We start from the raw sequence: 15,502 nt of genomic DNA on the forward strand, positions 1-15,502 counted from the left end.
ATTATATCACAGAGGTTAAACGTTTACTATCATAAATTTTAAAAAAAGCCTTTAGGGCTTTAAAATTATGTTGATTGACGTTCCATTATTTTAAATGGCACAAAATTATTTTGTACATTTTGTAGGTTAGTTAATATTGTAGAATTTATAAACCTTACTCCATCAACACCCATTTTAAAAAAAGCTTGTGTAACACTACTTAATTTTGGTCTGACTATTTTACACAAATCAGTACCATCAATACTTAAGAGTGCAATTTGTTGTGGAACTTTAATTTTTAAATCTTCTGCTTTATTTAAAATTCCTATCGCAGTGACATCACTTGCAGCAATAATTGCATCTACATTATTTAATTCATGATATTTATTTAACGCAGACTGACCGGCTTCATAAGTAAAATCATTCTCTTGCAACCAATCAGAACGAAAATCCAATTGGCAATCTTTAAGAGCTGTTAGATAACCATCTATTCTTTGTCGTGCAATAAAAGAATCAAGCCTAATACCTGTTAAGCCTATTCGACGATAACCATGTTCATATAAAAATCTAGTTGCTTGATAACCGATAGCATAATCATCAGAAGATATAAAAGGTATACTTCGATTATTAAATGATAACGACAAAAATATATAGGGAATTTTAGATTGTTGCAAATGACATAAATTATTCTTAGTAAATTCAACAGATACAATGATTATTCCCATAACTGGTCTTTGTAAAACAGTTTCTAGAGCTCTTTTTTGTAAATACGCATTATCCCTACCTGCAGATACAATGATAACATTAATATCTAATTTCAAAGCCTCTTCTTGGATGCCGGCTAATATTTGATCTTTAAAATTAGTATCACTAGCCGTAGTAATTACTGCTAAACTATTACTTTTTTGAGTAACCAACTCAACAGCAGAAGTATTGCGATGGTAGCCTAATTCCTTAGCAGTTTGTAAAACCAATTTTTCAGTTGCTTTTGAATAAGAACCCTTATTATTTAAAACTCTCGATACAGTGGCAATTGATACATTAGTAATTTTAGCTATATCTTTAATTGTTATCCTTGGCATCACTGCCCCCTTATATGCCCATAGAATTATTAGTTAATATTATACTAAAAAAGCCCGACTTTGCGAACAAGCCAGACAATTATGGCAGCTCTTATGGTGCTAACAAATCCAAAACTTCCTTCGCTTTAATACCAGTAAAATATTGATTCAAATCATTGCTGTTAAAAATTTCTTGTAGAGCTTGATAATCATAGTTTACACCCATTAACTTTTGTTCCAATTGGCTAACATCTTCGGTACCAAAGAAATCTCCATAAAATCGTATTGCAGTAATTTTACCATGTTCTACCCGTATACGGGCATCAATTGTTCCCATTGCAAAATGGTGCCGCTTTTGCACGGTGAATTCAGGTGATTTACCATACACCCAATCCCAATTGTAATAATATTTGGTCTTTAATGCGTCAATGGCCGCTTGGTCAGCTACTGTAAGTTGATATTCATGATCTTTAATTTCATCTAAACTCTGTGCTTGGAACAAGCTCAATAATAAAACGTCACGAAATTGTTCTGTTGTCAAATTCTGATATTTTAAATCAAGATATGGACGAATATTAGTCACTCGACTCCGAATCGACTTAATACCCTTAGATTGAATTTTGTCCTTTGGTACACGTAAAGCCTTAGACAAAACATCTAAATCCACATTATAAGATAAGGTGCCATGGGAGAAAGTCTTACCGTTTTTAGTATACATGGCATTTCCAGAAAATTTCTTCCCATTAATAGTGATATCATTGCGCCCAGAAACCTTAGCTTCCGTAGCTCCAAGACGGTGCAAAGCAGACACTATTGGTTGAACAATTTGTTGAAAATTACCGAATTGCTCATTATGGGCATCAATCACAAAGCTAAAACACAAATTACCTAGATCATCATAAATACCACCACCGCCAGAAACTCGACGGGTCACAGTAATATTATGCGCCCGCACATATTCATTATTCAATTCTTCCACAGTATTTTGATTGCGCCCGACAATGATACAAGGCTTTTGAATATAGAAAAGAACCAAGGGTGCATCGAAGTCTTTGGACTCAGTCAGGTATTGTTCCGTAGCTAAATTATCTCTAATATCGCGTGAAGGCATGATAAAATAATACAAAAAATTCTCCCCCTTTAATAAAGCGTTACCAATAGTTAGTATAACTTACTTCGATTTATTAACAAACCTCCACACTTGTTAATAAATTAACAATAATTAGAAAAATCGTTGGAGTATTTTTTCAAAGATCCAGGCTGAAATAAAGGCTAAAATCCAAGTCAAACCATAAATTATTAATATTCCCCACCAAAATTCATTAGCTAAAAACTTTTTTCCAAATGTTTGCCATAATAATTGGGCCCAAAAAAAATTAGACAAATAAGCCTTATAAGCCAAATCAGCTCCCCTGTGCACCCAGTTTGTAATTGTGCTTGGTTGCCGGCTACATGTTAAAGCCACCTTCGCAATTAAGGCAATCACAGCTAAATTATAAATCATCATGGAAGGTTTATAATATGGTGCATTCGCTAATAGTAATGGCCAGCCGAATGCTAATAATTCTTGATTAATCCAGATAAAAGATCCTATTCCGACAAAAAACGCTAACCACCAATATTTTTGAACAAGATAATTAAAATATTGACGATTTTGCCAGGCCAAAGTACCAAGTATTCCATAAAGTAAAAAGCTCAAAAATAACCGATCTAATAAATACCAATCTTGCTGATGTGGACCATGAAAAATATTGCTGTCATAAAACCAGAGCCACAACCCCGCAATAATCAAAGCTGTACACATAAGTCCAAGTCCGCGGGTTAGTGATGAACCGCCCCACTTTGCCAGGCGCCAAAACAAGGGCATCAAAATAATAAATTGCAACATCATTGTGTTATACCATAAGTGGGGTGCCGCATTACCATTAATAAGTTGCCATAAAAAATGAAACCAATCATGATAGGGCCGCCCCAATTGGGCTTGAGGCCAGACGAATAAATATATTAGTGTCCAGATAATACTCGGCAAAAATAAGCTTGACCAAGCATTATGTAAGTATTGTCGATAAGTCCAAGGAACCGCAGATTGAAAAGTGATTCTAGTGGTAGTATACAAAATTCCAAAAATAAATGCCGGTGCTGTAAATTTGACCAAATTATAAAGATAACCAATAATAACTTGGTTACTGCGACTAGGTTGAGTACTAAGCGCCAGGCTTAAAATTGTCTGTAAAATAACCGCCGTACACGCAAAAACTTTCAGATAATCGCCGATGTCAGCATTATTAGTTGTAGATTTCATTTTTGCTGTCAACTTTCATTTTTATTATTTCAGCCTCTTATTGCCAGTTGCTGTTAGCCAATACTATTATTAAAGCAAACTAAAAATCTAATATTCCTTATTGCAACAATTATAACTCAAGATAGCCAAGTTTCTTTAAAAGAATTAATAACGAAATCAAGCCCCGAAAACGCACTAATGAAAGCTTTCAAAGCTAAAATAATTCCCATTTGTACATTTATTAAAGCCTTACTAGCTGTGAATACAGTCATGATGGAAAAATTAAATTATCACTTCTTGATATTTACTGCAAATAAAAAGGACAGCTATCGAAGTTGTCCTTTTTATTTGGTATTTAAAAATTAATTTAAAGTCGCATCATTCGTAATAATCCATTCATTAGTTGAAACTTGATAATAACTTGTTCCATTTATTAAAATCTCTTGTTTGGTCAACCATGGTGTATGATTTGCCAATACCCTACCTGTTAGAGCCATTGAATCTCCATTAAGCGAATAAACGTAGGCTCCATTTGATTTATTTATTGTAGCCACTCTATTACCTATTTCAATTCCTGATAGGTTCACATCACTAGATTTTACCCATTCATTAGTTGAAACTTTATAATAGTTGATTCCATTAATATTTTTCTTTTGATCTATTTTCCAAGCGGTATTATTAGCCAAAATTCTCCCTGATTTAGAAACAGAATCTCCATTAATATTATATACTGAAGTACCACTACCTAAAGCTACTGTTACGACACCACTAATAGTCGTAGTTGGACTATTATCAGGAAGAGCTGGGTTAACTGGTCGTTGAGTCTCATTACTTTTTAGTTGACCATCACTACTTGTAATCCATTCTGTCGATGAAACTTGATAGTAAGTGTTCCCATTGACAACTTTCTTTCGATTAGTTGCCCAAGGTGAATTTGGTGCTAATACCCTGCCAGTTGTTGTAACAGAGTCTCCTTGAATATGATATACAGGAGCCCCATGGGCATTAGTTACAGTAATGATATCATTAATACTAATGCCGGAATTTTCAACACTGCTACTTCCATTACCTGTATTTGCAGAAGTTTCATTATGACTTGGGGCTACTGGATGATTTTCTTCGTGATTTGGTGTATTAGGAGTATTGGGTTGTGATGGTGTTGGAGTATTTGGCTGTGAATTATTTGGTGGTGTTACGGGTGTAACAGGTTGGTTAGAATTTGGAGGAGTAACCTGGTTATTCCCCTCTACTCTAATTGTTCGTATTACAACTGTTGGTGCATTATACCGATCTTTGGCTTCAATATGAACTGTATAATAACCAGCAGCATTCCAATTAACAGTATTTAAATCTTGAACAAATACTCGTAAATTTTCTTCACTGTCAGTCCCGTTATTACTATGTGCCGAAATTCCAGCTAAGACTTGTTGCTCCGTGAGAGGTTGTCCTACTTGAGTAGTTAAGAGCATATCTGAAGGAGTATTAACGGTTGGACGTTGTGGTTGCCTTTCTAATGTGGTCTTTGGTCCAGGGGCTCTATTACCATTTGGATAGGTAGCATACCATTGAATTACTGTATTTTTACCATTACCATCTTGAGCGCCAAAAACATAGCTTACTGTGCCCGTAATACCCGAGGCACTTATAACTGTTGGTAAAGAACCATATTTAGCTAAATACTGTTGCATTACTTCCTCATTTGTTGCTCCTGTACTTACTGTTAAACGAGGATGAATGTTTTGCCAATTGGCTTCATTCATATCATGCCAAACGCCATCAGCGGTCCAATAAGCCTGGGGAGTGATGGTATGTTGCGCTAATCCTACTGTTCCACCGCCAATTAATAATAATGTCGCTGCACATAAGCCTAAAATTTTTTTATTCATAATAATTATATCCTTTCTAATTTTAATTATTTCAGCTGTCAATTATGTGGAATTATAGTTAAAGATTTGTTTATCTTACTATAATCACATTTCTTATATAGTGAATTGTGAGGTTATGGCAGAATAATATTCAAGTTTCACTTTGGAAATTATTAAAATCTTTTGTAATATTGAAAAGTTGGATTGCTATTAAAAATAATGGTAGTAAAATTTCACAAATATTTTTTATTTTAGAAACAACCCCCTTAATAGCAGTAGCGTTATTTTATATAAAAACATCATCAAGAGATATTTTTATCAAAAAATTAAAATCTTAAGTATTAAAACATCTACTTAGGAAGAAAGCTTTACCCAGCCAAAGTACACGTTACGTGTACATAATATGCTAAAATTCCGGGGATGTCAACACGATTTGTGAACTAGGTATACTCCTTCTTTCAGTCAATTTATAATCATTGAGGGGGTCTGTTAATGACCATTGGACAACGTATCAAAGAATTGCGCCAAGCGCATAACCTAACTCAATATGAACTGGGAAGAAGACTTAATATTACTAAATCAACGGTCTCAATGTGGGAACGCGGCGATCGAACACCTGATATCGCCATGATTATTAAAATAGCAAATTTTTTTAAAGTATCTAGTGATTATCTATTAGGATTAACACCAAACAAAAATCCCCTTAACTCAACAACTACTAATGATTTAGGAATAATTATTGAAGAATTATTAGAAGCAATTGAAAAAGAAGATGATTTTAAATTTTGGAATCAGCCTGCTACCCAACCTCAAGTAGCGCGATTACAAACAGCTTTACATCTGGTAATTCAACTTAATCAAAATGATAAGGATAAACAAAAATAAGCTATTAGTGATTGCTAAAAAGTTGCTGGTTATCCTATGCTAAATAAGTAATCCATGGTTGTTCTATTTTTTGCTAGTAAAATTTAAAAGTTCAAAATAGTTCTTTGGTATCTACCACTTTCTTGAATTTTCGGGCACTTGTTTAATTAAGACTTTTAACATTTTACAAAACATGTTATCTTTAATTGCATAGCCAAATGAAAAGATAATGTTTAAAGAAAAATTTTAATTAAGCAAATGGCATAATTGAGCTTAATCTGATAATATAGGAATTTACATGTTTTAAAATTGTTAACTCATACTATAATTACGTTACTTTCTACAATTGCAGTAACTTAAAGATAAAAATTCTCTGTGCTACATAAAAATAGCCGTAAAATCAAACTATTGATTTTGCGGCTATTTTTTATTTAATTTAAAAGGAAGATTTTGTACAAGCAACTTCCTATGCTTAAATCAACTAGATTTCAACTTAACTCAAGAATAAAAATTGCTATAGTAAGGATAACAAGAACTTGGATTAATATAGTTTTAACAGCCATAATAGGGATACCGACATTAATGATTTTAGATTGTACTTCATCATGAATATTAAACGATCCATATACCCGAGAATCCCAAGAATAGTTGCGATTATCTCCCATGGCAAAAAAATTATTATTTGATAGTTTAACAATAATATTTTTATTATTGGGTGTATTATTGCGAAACATTCTTTCTTTAATAAAATATGGATAATTTTTATGACTGACTTTTTTTCCATTAACATTATCAATGAAATTATTTTTTGAAATATAAATTTCATGAAGTGGTCTATCATTAATAAAAACAGCATGATTTTTAATTGCTAAAGTTTCTCCAGGCAAAGCAATAACTCGTTTAATTAAGGGATCAGCTAGCCCATTTTGTCTTTTTTCCATATTTTCAAACTTTTTGCTATTTATAACTAATACGTCATTACGATGAATCGAAAAAAGATTAGTTCCAAAATAGTTATTATCAAGCGGATTTTTAAGCTTATAATTGAGTCCCCATAAAATTTGTTGATTTTTATATGTGTTTTCCATTGAATTACCCTGGATTTTGGTTGGCGAAAAAATCATTACAAAACTTAGCAGAATTAAGAACCATAAAATAGTTAAAAACCATAAAGCTCTTTTAATTTTTATTTTTGTCATTTATACAATTTCCCTTTTAATTAAACAAACGTTATGTACATATAATACAGATAGTATAATACTTCAATAATTTTCTCTATCATATTTTACTTAAATTGCGAGTGTTTAAATAATTATGTACCCATACTAATATTATTAATGCAGCCTTTGTATGCCTGCAAAAAGAAGATTGACATCAAACTTATAAAAACATATATTAAAAATTAATCTAAAAAAAAGAGGTTATCTCAATGAAATCTTCAAAAAACCAATCAAAAAAAACTAAATTTTATATCGCTATCTGCTGGCTGGTTTTACTACGCGCGACATTATTAGAACTATTTAAAATGTTACATTATCATTGGCGTATTGATAGCTGGTGGTTAATTTTGTCATTAATTGCAATTATTTATACAACTAAGGTCTTACTGAGTAAAAACTCCAGCCCTAAATAAGTACTTTTTAGAAGTATATTCCCCGGGAAATATGACCCTGGCTTGTCAAAGCTTCTTAACTACTGTAAATTAGACTTGTTATTTTGTGGTGAGGAGCATAAATATGCTAAAACAAAAGTTAGACCAAACTTTTATTAAAAGGTGGTTTTTAGGACAATATTTTCTTGAGTTGCTTATTGTAGGAATTATGTTAATGCGGCGGCTTTTAGGCGTGAGTTGGACTACTACACCACTAGGGGTATTTTTACTAATTTGCTTGCTGTTAATAATTGTTATTTTACCAGGCATTCTTTTATTGAGTCCCCAAGAAGATCATCTTCAAAAACTGCGGTCTTGGCAGCGTCGAGGCCGTCAATTCAATCATTACTTGCAGATGATTGGGCAATTACTATTTTTACCGATACTTATTAATATGCTAACAGTTTTATTGCCAAGTCAAAATATTCCTATCAATAATATCATTTTAATAATTATCTTCTTATATAGTCTCATTATGTACTTGCCTGTGGGTGTCTTAGCCCTAGCCAGAATCCAATCTTTATTAGGCCGTTTGTTAATGACGTTAGGGAGTGCCTTGTTACTCATTGGTATGCCCTTAACAGAACAAAAAGTATTTGCTAAAGTTTTATTAGCAATTAATCACAGTGGCGTGATACCAGCCGTCAGTTTTGCAATCTTAATGGCAGTAATAATGCACATCTGGGGCTTTTCTTTACCCAAATTTTCTTGGACAGCCAATGGGCAAAAATCAGTCTTAATATTTTTAGCTATTTTTTCTGTTCTTACTATTTTATTTAATAGCTTTAGCGCAGCTAATAACTGGAGAGAAATTTTCACCAAATTTGACTTTACAATTCGTTCGACTTCGCTGCAACTAATTTTAAGTGGTGTTGAAGCAGGACTTTTAGAAGAGTGGGCCTGTCGGTTTGTTTTGCTTTATTTACTATTACAAGCTTGTCGCAATCATTTATTTCAGTTAGATGAAGCAATTATCGGTAGTTCTTTACTGTTTGGGATAGTTCATTTCACCAACTTAGGGACACAAAGCTTGGCAGCAACGCTCCAGCAGGCTATTGCCGCTTTCGCTATAGGGGTTGTTTTTGCCGCTATTTATCTGTATACGCAAGCCTTTTGGTGGCCGATACTATTTCATATATTTTGGGATATTTTGTCTTTCATGTCTAGTGGTCAAATAACTATGTCTCAGCCAACAACTTTTGATTGGTGGGGGCTGGCTGCAACTTCAATAATTTTTCTTGGTGTAGCTCTCTTTTTATTGAGTGGTAAACGTCGCGAAACTATTAAAGAAAATTTCCCAGAATTAATATAATAGATACAGTAGCTGCCTCTGTTTAAGTGATATTATCTGAAACTTTAGTAATAATAATTCCGTTTACTAAACTTCTGACTGAAATTTAATAAAAAATAAGTCGTCCCGTTAAAATTAGGGCGACTCCAATATTTTCAAATATGATTCAGAGTTGATGTGTCGTCGTCAACTCTTTTATTTTACAAATTTTTGCAGCTTAAGTACTCATTTACGCCGCTTCTAATTGGTAGGACTACTTCCCTCGAATTTCATAGTTACCCTATATAATAGCTTGTATATGATATTTAATCTTTAAGCAATTGTTGCTTAAAGCCTTAGGATTTTGTTGAGCTAATTGTTGTAATTTTAAACGCTGTGGGCGCCAACGAATCTTTTGAAAGACTGCTAATTCAAAAAACATAATTGCCAGCCAAAGCATCTCTAAATTTTTAAACCAAGGAAACTGCCATATTAGCCCTGATAATAATAAAAGGTAAATTATCATAACAAGATACTCAATGAGTAATCACGTCAATATTTTTTCAATTTAGTTATCTTTAAGCTTTTGTATTATAAACGGACCTTCTTTAGAGCATTATTGTTCATCATCTTCCACGGGAATAATTTTTTTATTTTTGCGATAAACTTTATAAAGCCCAAAAATAATTCCATAGACAACAGCAAATATAATGTTTTTAAAATCTGTTAAAGATTTTAATAACGGCACATTGACACCTAGAGCAACAAAAGCAATTATTAAATAAAACTCAATACTATATTCCAGAATATAAAGAATGCCTCGACGACGATTATGGAGTTTTAATTGTTGAGCTTGTCGTGTATTAACTTCTAAATTAGACAAATTATTTGAATTAATTGTAAAATCTAAATAGGTACTAATTACAAATCCCACTAATAAGTTTAAAAACGAAAAAATAATTAATAGATCATTAGAATATCGATCCCCCATAACTAAAGCAATAAAAGATGCTATGTTGAAGTAAATATATAAAAATAAAAAAGAATTATTTCCCACCTGATCAACTTTTTGTCGCCTTTGTTCATCCAAAGGACCATAAATATCATAAACTTGTTTAACTATCCAATCTCTTTTACTCATTTTCATCTTTTTTCTCCTCCCAAAATAAGGCATTTAAATCCGTAGACAAAGCCTGTGCTAAATGGAGGCACAGCTCCAGTGTGGGATTATACTTATCATTTTCAATCATGTTGACTGTTTGCCGCGACACGCCAATTTTATCAGCCAAGGCTAATTGTGAAAGCCCTAATTTTTTACGATAATAACGGACGTTATTCATGAATACTCCTTTTTAATATGTCAGTTATATTTGACATACTTTTATTATACTAAGCCCAAAATAAATGTCAATTATATTTTACACAAATAAAAACATTTAGCACTTTGGCTAAATGTATATAAATTTATTTTAAAGATTTTAATCCTTTATCCGGAGAGATACCATATTATACATACCCGATGGTCCATAATCTAAGTTATGTACCCGTTTATGAGTCAACCAAGCAGCACCATTTTGGTACAGTGGAATTACAGCTTGCTGGTTGTTGATTAAATTTTGTGCAGCAATCATGTCTTGCCAGCGCTGACTAGGATTATTGGCATCTGTAGTCATACTTTTATTAACTAAGGTATCATATTGGTTATTACTCCATTTACCATAATTATTGCTGGCGCCAGTAGTAAATAATGTTAAGTAATTAATTGGATCGGGAAAATCTGCTGTCCAACCAGATACTACTAAGTCAAAGTTGCCATTTTCTGATCTACTGAGTCGTCCTTTAAGTGGAACATTATTAATTGTTATTTGCATCCCTGGTAATTTTTCTAGTTGATTTTGTAAATATTCATCTTGCTGTTTGGCAATATCTGAATCATCATCTAAGAGAATTAATTTAAATTTTTTATCCGTATTATTAGTTTCTGCTAAACCTAATTTCCACAATTGCTTAGCTCTCTTTAAATTATAACTTGTTTGCGCTTTACCAGTAGAACTGGTTTCCTCAACAAAATCTTTTTGTGAATTATTTGGATCAAAAGCCATATTAGTTGGAGTAAAGGAAGTGGCAGCAATCGTGCCATTACCCAATATTTTTTTAGTCAATTGCTGACGATTAATGGCAAGTGATATAGCCTGACAAATTTTAGTATTTTTAAAGATAGAATCTTTTTGCCTGTTCATCTCTAAATAAAAAGTAGAATTTTGCTTTTGAATTTTATACTCTGAAGAGTTCTTCATTTGTTTAGAAATATCTCCAGTTAATTTAGTCCGATCAAGCTTATTAGCCTGATATAAATTTAATGAAGTAGAAGAATCCTTTACAACTTGATAATTCAACTGCTGTACTTTGACTTTTTTTGCATTCCAATAATGTGGATTTTTAACTTCCTTCCAACTATTATCTGGTCCATTCCAATTGACTAACTTATATGGCCCGTTGAAGACTAAAGTTTTAGAATTAGTTCCGTACTTTTTACCCCATTTTTTTACTGCCGTCTGATTTTGTGGAAAAAACACCGCTGAGGTCATTAATTCATTAAAATAAGGTAATGGCTTATCTAAAGTTACTTGCAATGTATACTTGTCCAAAGCTTTAATTCCTAAAGAATTAACTGGTTTTTTACCTGCTGTTATTTCTTTAGCATTAGCAATTCCTTCACAAATATAAGCATATTGAGATTTAGTTCGTGGATCAACGGTACGACGCCAGGCAAATACAAAATCTTGAGCTGTGACAGTTTGTCCATTACTCCATTGAGTATTTTTCTTTAAGGGTATAGTATAAGTTAAACCATCGTTAGTAGGTGAAACTACTTTAGTAGCTAAAGCTGGCATAATAGTTTTACCTTGATAACGATAAAGGCCTTCCATAGTATCAGTTAAAGCTTGACCACTAATCATGTCAGTACTAACAGAAGAATCCATGGTAGGAATAACATCAGATACAAAAGTACGATAAGTGTCTTTAGGAACTTGACTTTGTTGCTTGGCCTGACAACCTGTTAAAGTTAAAGCGCTAATCATAATAGCTAAACCAATTGTCGCAAAACTTTTTTTACTCATATTAATTTCCTCTCATCAATTATTCAAAATAAAAAAGGAGTCCTCACCATGAAGACTCCTTTTTAGACAAAAAGATAGCCTGCATGTGAGTAATCCATGCAGACTTATACTGACAGAAATAGAAAATAAGCCGGCATGAACACGAACTGACGTCTCAGATCGCATCCATGCTGGATTCGACCTGATTTACCGGCTTCGCAGACGAATATTTAATTTTTCAATTAAATTAATCATTTTCTATCTCCTCAATTATCTGACTTTTTGTCATTATATAAGCAAATTATTAAAATGTCAAATCTTATTCTAATAAAATAATTATTAACCCTCATCTTTAATAAACAATTGCTGCGCTTGATAATTCAACTGCTCAGCTTCACGAAAATCTGCTGTTATTTTCCCGCTATGAATTCCCCAATAATAAAAAACTAGAGAAACCGCGATAATGACGAGCTGATCCCAAGGATAACTAAGCCAATTGCAGCCGCCAAATTCATGACTACCACCATACGATAAGAGTGATATTACAACTAAATAAATAATTAACCACCAAGACGCCTGCAAATTAATTTTAAAATCACGAAAATGGCGCCTATATTCATAAAATAAATACAGCGGTAAACCCAACATAATAATGCCGATTACTTCAATAGTAGTTGGCCACATCGACCAATAAATGGCTAAAGAAGCTAACACAAATGAAAACGGAGCAATCCATGTCAAATGTTTTAACCTGATTGGGCGAAATAATTGCGGGCCTAACTTGCGCAATGAAACGGCAGTCACGGGACCGGTTAAATATGCAATCAAAGTAGCAGCTGATAACACCGTTGCTAACAGCGACCACGAACGAAACACTGCTACCATAACCATACTTAACAACGTATTAATCACCATGGCTGCCCGTGGAATTTGGTATTTGGGATTGAGTTTACCTAGGAAATGTGGCAAATGACCATTGCCCTCCATTGCTGATAATGCCCTTGCGGCGGATGCTACAAAGGATACCCCCGTACCAAAAGGTGAAACAAAAGCATCAATATATAGTAAAACCGCTAACCAATTAATTCCCAACAATATTGCCAAGTCAGCAAAAGGCGAATCAAAAGTGAGGTGCTGCCAACCATGAGCAAGAGCTTTGGGCGGAATAGAAGTAATAAAAGCGCTCTGCAGTAATAAGTAAATAATGCCTGCTATTAATAAAGAAATCGTAATTCCTAAACCAATATAACGCTGAGGTTTTTCAATTTCACTGCCCATATTAATTACAGTTTGAAAAGCATTAAAAGAAAAAATAATCCCCGCTACTGAAGTAGCTGCTAATACAGGTGCTGTTCCATATGGAAAAAATTCTTGCACACTATGACCATAATTTTCCGGATGAAAACTTGACCAAGTTAAAATAATTACAGTTAAAATCGGCAAGCCTATCTTGAAAAGTGAAATCAAAGAAGTAAAATGCGTCATTAAAGTTATCGATCCATAATTAATTAAAGTAAAAACAATAATTATGCCAAAAACTACCATTAAACCAGCAGTTGTAATTTGGCCATGGCCCACAAATTGCCGCGTCCAATTAGCCCAAGTCCAGGGCCAAGTACTCATATATTGAACCGTCGCCACAGCTTCAATCGGAATAATAGTTACCAAAGAAACCCAATTAGCCCAGCCAGCGATAAATCCGAGTAAAGAGCCATGCGAATATTGAGCATATTTGCTCATTCCCCCTGATTCGGGAAACATTGTACCAATTTCTACATAATTATAGGCAATCGTTCCAATAATTAAGCCTCCTAAGGCCCAAGATAATATAGCCGCTGGCCCTGCCAACTTCGAGGCCTCCCAAGAACCGAACAGCCAACCGGAACCAATTAAGGCACTTAAAGCCATCATAACAATCGAAAACAAACTCATCTTTTTTTGAATATGCATGGTTTACCTCATTAATTTTAATAGTATAGTTATGTATTACACTATATTGTGCCCAAACAACCACTTAAGGTCAAGGTGTTTATCTGCCCAGAAGAATAATTAACTTTAATAAATAAAAAAGACCAGAACCAAATTCTCGTTCTGATCTTGATGTCTAACTAACCACTGGCTAGTTTGTAATAGCACTACTATTAAGCGGCTTGTTTTACTGGTGTCGGATTACTATTATGTCCCCGAACCAAGAAAATTGCAGCAAAGAGGGCAAAACAGCCACAAATAATACCAAGAATTAAATAAGTTGAATGAAAACCTAACTTATCATAGCTGGAGCCAATTACGCCTGAAAAAATCGTTTGGGAAATCTGGACAGCTGAAACCGTACTTAAAGACTGGATAGTGGCAAATTCATTTTTGTTAAAGACTGAGAAAATGTAACCCATTGGGCAAATAAACCATAATGGTGTATATAAGCCACCAAGAAGTTGGGCAAAGGCTACAACTACCCAGTTTGTAGCAAAGGAAAAGAGTAACAATCTAATCGCCATAATAAAGGCCATAATTACTAAACCATTACGATAGCCAATTTTTTTGATGACAGCTGGAATTACTAACATCCCTATAAAGGCTAAAATCTGTTGCAAAGTTGTGGAATAAGAAAAGAGCATTACACCTTGATTATTATTAAAGAAAGTCTGAAAATAATTAGACACTTGCTGATCAGCAATTTGAGACAAAGGCACAGTTCCCAATAAAAAAACTACAAATACAATAAAGGCCTTAGAAAACATACTTTTTAAAATACCATGAAAATTAATTTTTTCATGTTCTTCATCTTGTAATACGCCCAAATTACTTTCATCATGTTTAACAAAAAACACTACCATAATCAAGAAAATTAATCCACTAACGGATAAGCTCCAAAAGAACTGTCTAGGAACGGTCAGTAATAAATAACCACAAATTAGAGGACCAATAAACCCAATGATAGTCACACCTGAGCGGACCCAACTGTATTCAAACCCGTTAACAAAACTAATTCTTTGTTCATAAGTTTCAATCGCACCGGTACCACCATTCATAACTAAGCCAAAAACCAGTCCCATGATAATTGACATTGCATAGGTATTGCCACCCCGCATTGGCAAAATGAACAATTCCATAAATGGTCCCATCAAAACTGATAAAACCGCGATAAATTGAATTAAATACTTTTTTTCCAGAATTTTGTCGCCAATATAACCGAAGATCGGCGCCGAAATCAATCCCATTAAAGACATCATTGAAAAAGATAAACCAACATTGGCGTGCGAAAATCCGGCATATTTTACCAACCACAGTGAAGAAAAGGTCCCCATTACTGGCCACATAAAGTTATAAGACATTTCAGAAATAATATATGACCAAAATTTATTGAAAGAATTATAGGGGCTTTTAATATTTTTTAAAACACCCATGTGTTACCCTCCTCATATTTAATGCA

The 15,502-nt window shown here is 33.4% G+C and carries 14 protein-coding genes; 3 read left to right on the top strand and 11 right to left on the bottom strand.

The window, feature by feature from the left end; all coding sequences use genetic code 11:
- Window positions 1-65: 65 nt before the first annotated feature.
- The 4 genes from EQ827_RS00190 to EQ827_RS00205 all read right to left on the bottom strand — a co-directional run bounded on the left by EQ827_RS00190 (window position 66) and on the right by EQ827_RS00205 (window position 5,207).
- Window positions 66-1,061 carry a LacI family DNA-binding transcriptional regulator gene (locus EQ827_RS00190; protein ID WP_181188971.1) on the bottom strand — a complete coding sequence of 332 codons (996 nt, stop codon included), beginning with the start codon at window positions 1,059-1,061 and terminating at the stop codon, window positions 66-68.
- 91 nt (window positions 1,062-1,152) lie between these two features.
- The gene (locus EQ827_RS00195) at window positions 1,153-2,166 is read right to left on the bottom strand and encodes a lipoate--protein ligase (RefSeq protein ID WP_181188972.1); all 1,014 of its coding nucleotides are present in this window, start codon (window positions 2,164-2,166) and stop codon (window positions 1,153-1,155) included.
- Between the two features lie 96 nt (window positions 2,167-2,262).
- The gene (locus tag EQ827_RS00200) at window positions 2,263-3,342 is read right to left on the bottom strand and encodes an acyltransferase family protein (RefSeq protein ID WP_181188973.1); all 1,080 of its coding nucleotides are present in this window, start codon (window positions 3,340-3,342) and stop codon (window positions 2,263-2,265) included.
- Window positions 3,343-3,683: 341 nt separating this feature from the next.
- Window positions 3,684-5,207, bottom strand: a complete 1,524-nt coding sequence (locus EQ827_RS00205; protein ID WP_181188974.1) for an SLAP domain-containing protein — start codon at window positions 5,205-5,207, stop codon at window positions 3,684-3,686.
- Between the two features lie 471 nt (window positions 5,208-5,678).
- On the opposite strand from EQ827_RS00205, the gene EQ827_RS00210 reads away from it, so the two are divergent.
- Window positions 5,679-6,071 carry a helix-turn-helix domain-containing protein gene (locus EQ827_RS00210; RefSeq protein WP_181188975.1) on the top strand — a complete coding sequence of 131 codons (393 nt, stop codon included), beginning with the start codon at window positions 5,679-5,681 and terminating at the stop codon, window positions 6,069-6,071.
- Between the two features lie 467 nt (window positions 6,072-6,538).
- Here EQ827_RS00210 and lepB read toward each other — a convergent pair whose 3' ends face one another.
- Window positions 6,539-7,249 carry a signal peptidase I gene (lepB, locus tag EQ827_RS00215; protein ID WP_181188976.1) on the bottom strand — a complete coding sequence of 237 codons (711 nt, stop codon included), beginning with the start codon at window positions 7,247-7,249 and terminating at the stop codon, window positions 6,539-6,541.
- 230 nt (window positions 7,250-7,479) lie between these two features.
- Between lepB and EQ827_RS00220 the strand changes: the two genes are divergently transcribed.
- Together EQ827_RS00220 and EQ827_RS00225 are read left to right on the top strand one after the other, a co-directional pair.
- Entirely contained in the window at window positions 7,480-7,683 is a 204-nt protein-coding gene (locus tag EQ827_RS00220; RefSeq protein WP_181188977.1) for a hypothetical protein, read from the top strand.
- A 103-nt stretch (window positions 7,684-7,786) separates the two neighbouring features.
- Window positions 7,787-9,013: a CPBP family intramembrane glutamic endopeptidase gene (locus EQ827_RS00225; RefSeq protein WP_181188978.1), complete on the top strand. Its 1,227-nt coding sequence runs from the start codon at window positions 7,787-7,789 to the stop codon at window positions 9,011-9,013.
- Between the two features lie 259 nt (window positions 9,014-9,272).
- Here EQ827_RS00225 and EQ827_RS00230 read toward each other — a convergent pair whose 3' ends face one another.
- The 6 genes from EQ827_RS00230 to EQ827_RS00255 form a co-directional block, all read right to left on the bottom strand.
- Window positions 9,273-9,497 (bottom strand): hypothetical protein, encoded by a 225-nt coding sequence (locus EQ827_RS00230; protein WP_181188979.1) that lies wholly within the window; start codon window positions 9,495-9,497, stop codon window positions 9,273-9,275.
- Between the two features lie 90 nt (window positions 9,498-9,587).
- Window positions 9,588-10,118 (bottom strand): DUF3278 domain-containing protein, encoded by a 531-nt coding sequence (locus EQ827_RS00235; protein ID WP_181188980.1) that lies wholly within the window; start codon window positions 10,116-10,118, stop codon window positions 9,588-9,590.
- Window positions 10,105-10,311 carry a helix-turn-helix transcriptional regulator gene (locus tag EQ827_RS00240; RefSeq protein ID WP_181188981.1) on the bottom strand — a complete coding sequence of 69 codons (207 nt, stop codon included), beginning with the start codon at window positions 10,309-10,311 and terminating at the stop codon, window positions 10,105-10,107. The genes EQ827_RS00235 and EQ827_RS00240 overlap by 14 nt, the downstream gene beginning before the upstream one ends.
- 138 nt (window positions 10,312-10,449) lie before the next feature.
- A complete protein-coding gene (locus EQ827_RS00245) occupies window positions 10,450-12,093 on the bottom strand; it encodes a peptide ABC transporter substrate-binding protein (RefSeq protein WP_181188982.1) in 1,644 nt (547 codons plus the stop codon).
- 318 nt (window positions 12,094-12,411) lie between these two features.
- The gene (locus tag EQ827_RS00250) at window positions 12,412-14,022 is read right to left on the bottom strand and encodes an APC family permease (RefSeq protein WP_181188983.1); all 1,611 of its coding nucleotides are present in this window, start codon (window positions 14,020-14,022) and stop codon (window positions 12,412-12,414) included.
- Between the two features lie 191 nt (window positions 14,023-14,213).
- Window positions 14,214-15,476 (bottom strand): MFS transporter, encoded by a 1,263-nt coding sequence (locus EQ827_RS00255; protein ID WP_181188984.1) that lies wholly within the window; start codon window positions 15,474-15,476, stop codon window positions 14,214-14,216.
- Window positions 15,477-15,502 lie beyond the last annotated feature (26 nt).

Origin of the sequence: Bombilactobacillus bombi, assembly GCF_013607485.1 — a bacterium.
GTDB lineage: Bacteria > Bacillota > Bacilli > Lactobacillales > Lactobacillaceae > Bombilactobacillus > Bombilactobacillus bombi_A.

Coding starts and splice junctions, on each gene's coding strand:
- EQ827_RS00190 (WP_181188971.1), bottom strand. CDS start 1,061: ATGCCAAGGATAACAATTAAAGATATAGCTAAAATTACTAATGTATCA.
- EQ827_RS00205 (WP_181188974.1), bottom strand. CDS start 5,207: ATGAATAAAAAAATTTTAGGCTTATGTGCAGCGACATTATTATTAATT.
- EQ827_RS00200 (WP_181188973.1), bottom strand. CDS start 3,342: ATGAAATCTACAACTAATAATGCTGACATCGGCGATTATCTGAAAGTT.
- EQ827_RS00235 (WP_181188980.1), bottom strand. CDS start 10,118: ATGAAAATGAGTAAAAGAGATTGGATAGTTAAACAAGTTTATGATATT.
- EQ827_RS00220 (WP_181188977.1), top strand. CDS start 7,480: ATGAAATCTTCAAAAAACCAATCAAAAAAAACTAAATTTTATATCGCT.
- EQ827_RS00230 (WP_181188979.1), bottom strand. CDS start 9,497: ATGATAATTTACCTTTTATTATTATCAGGGCTAATATGGCAGTTTCCT.
- EQ827_RS00245 (WP_181188982.1), bottom strand. CDS start 12,093: ATGAGTAAAAAAAGTTTTGCGACAATTGGTTTAGCTATTATGATTAGC.
- EQ827_RS00225 (WP_181188978.1), top strand. CDS start 7,787: ATGCTAAAACAAAAGTTAGACCAAACTTTTATTAAAAGGTGGTTTTTA.
- EQ827_RS00240 (WP_181188981.1), bottom strand. CDS start 10,311: ATGAATAACGTCCGTTATTATCGTAAAAAATTAGGGCTTTCACAATTA.
- EQ827_RS00255 (WP_181188984.1), bottom strand. CDS start 15,476: ATGGGTGTTTTAAAAAATATTAAAAGCCCCTATAATTCTTTCAATAAA.
- lepB (WP_181188976.1), bottom strand. CDS start 7,249: ATGACAAAAATAAAAATTAAAAGAGCTTTATGGTTTTTAACTATTTTA.
- EQ827_RS00210 (WP_181188975.1), top strand. CDS start 5,679: ATGACCATTGGACAACGTATCAAAGAATTGCGCCAAGCGCATAACCTA.
- EQ827_RS00250 (WP_181188983.1), bottom strand. CDS start 14,022: ATGCATATTCAAAAAAAGATGAGTTTGTTTTCGATTGTTATGATGGCT.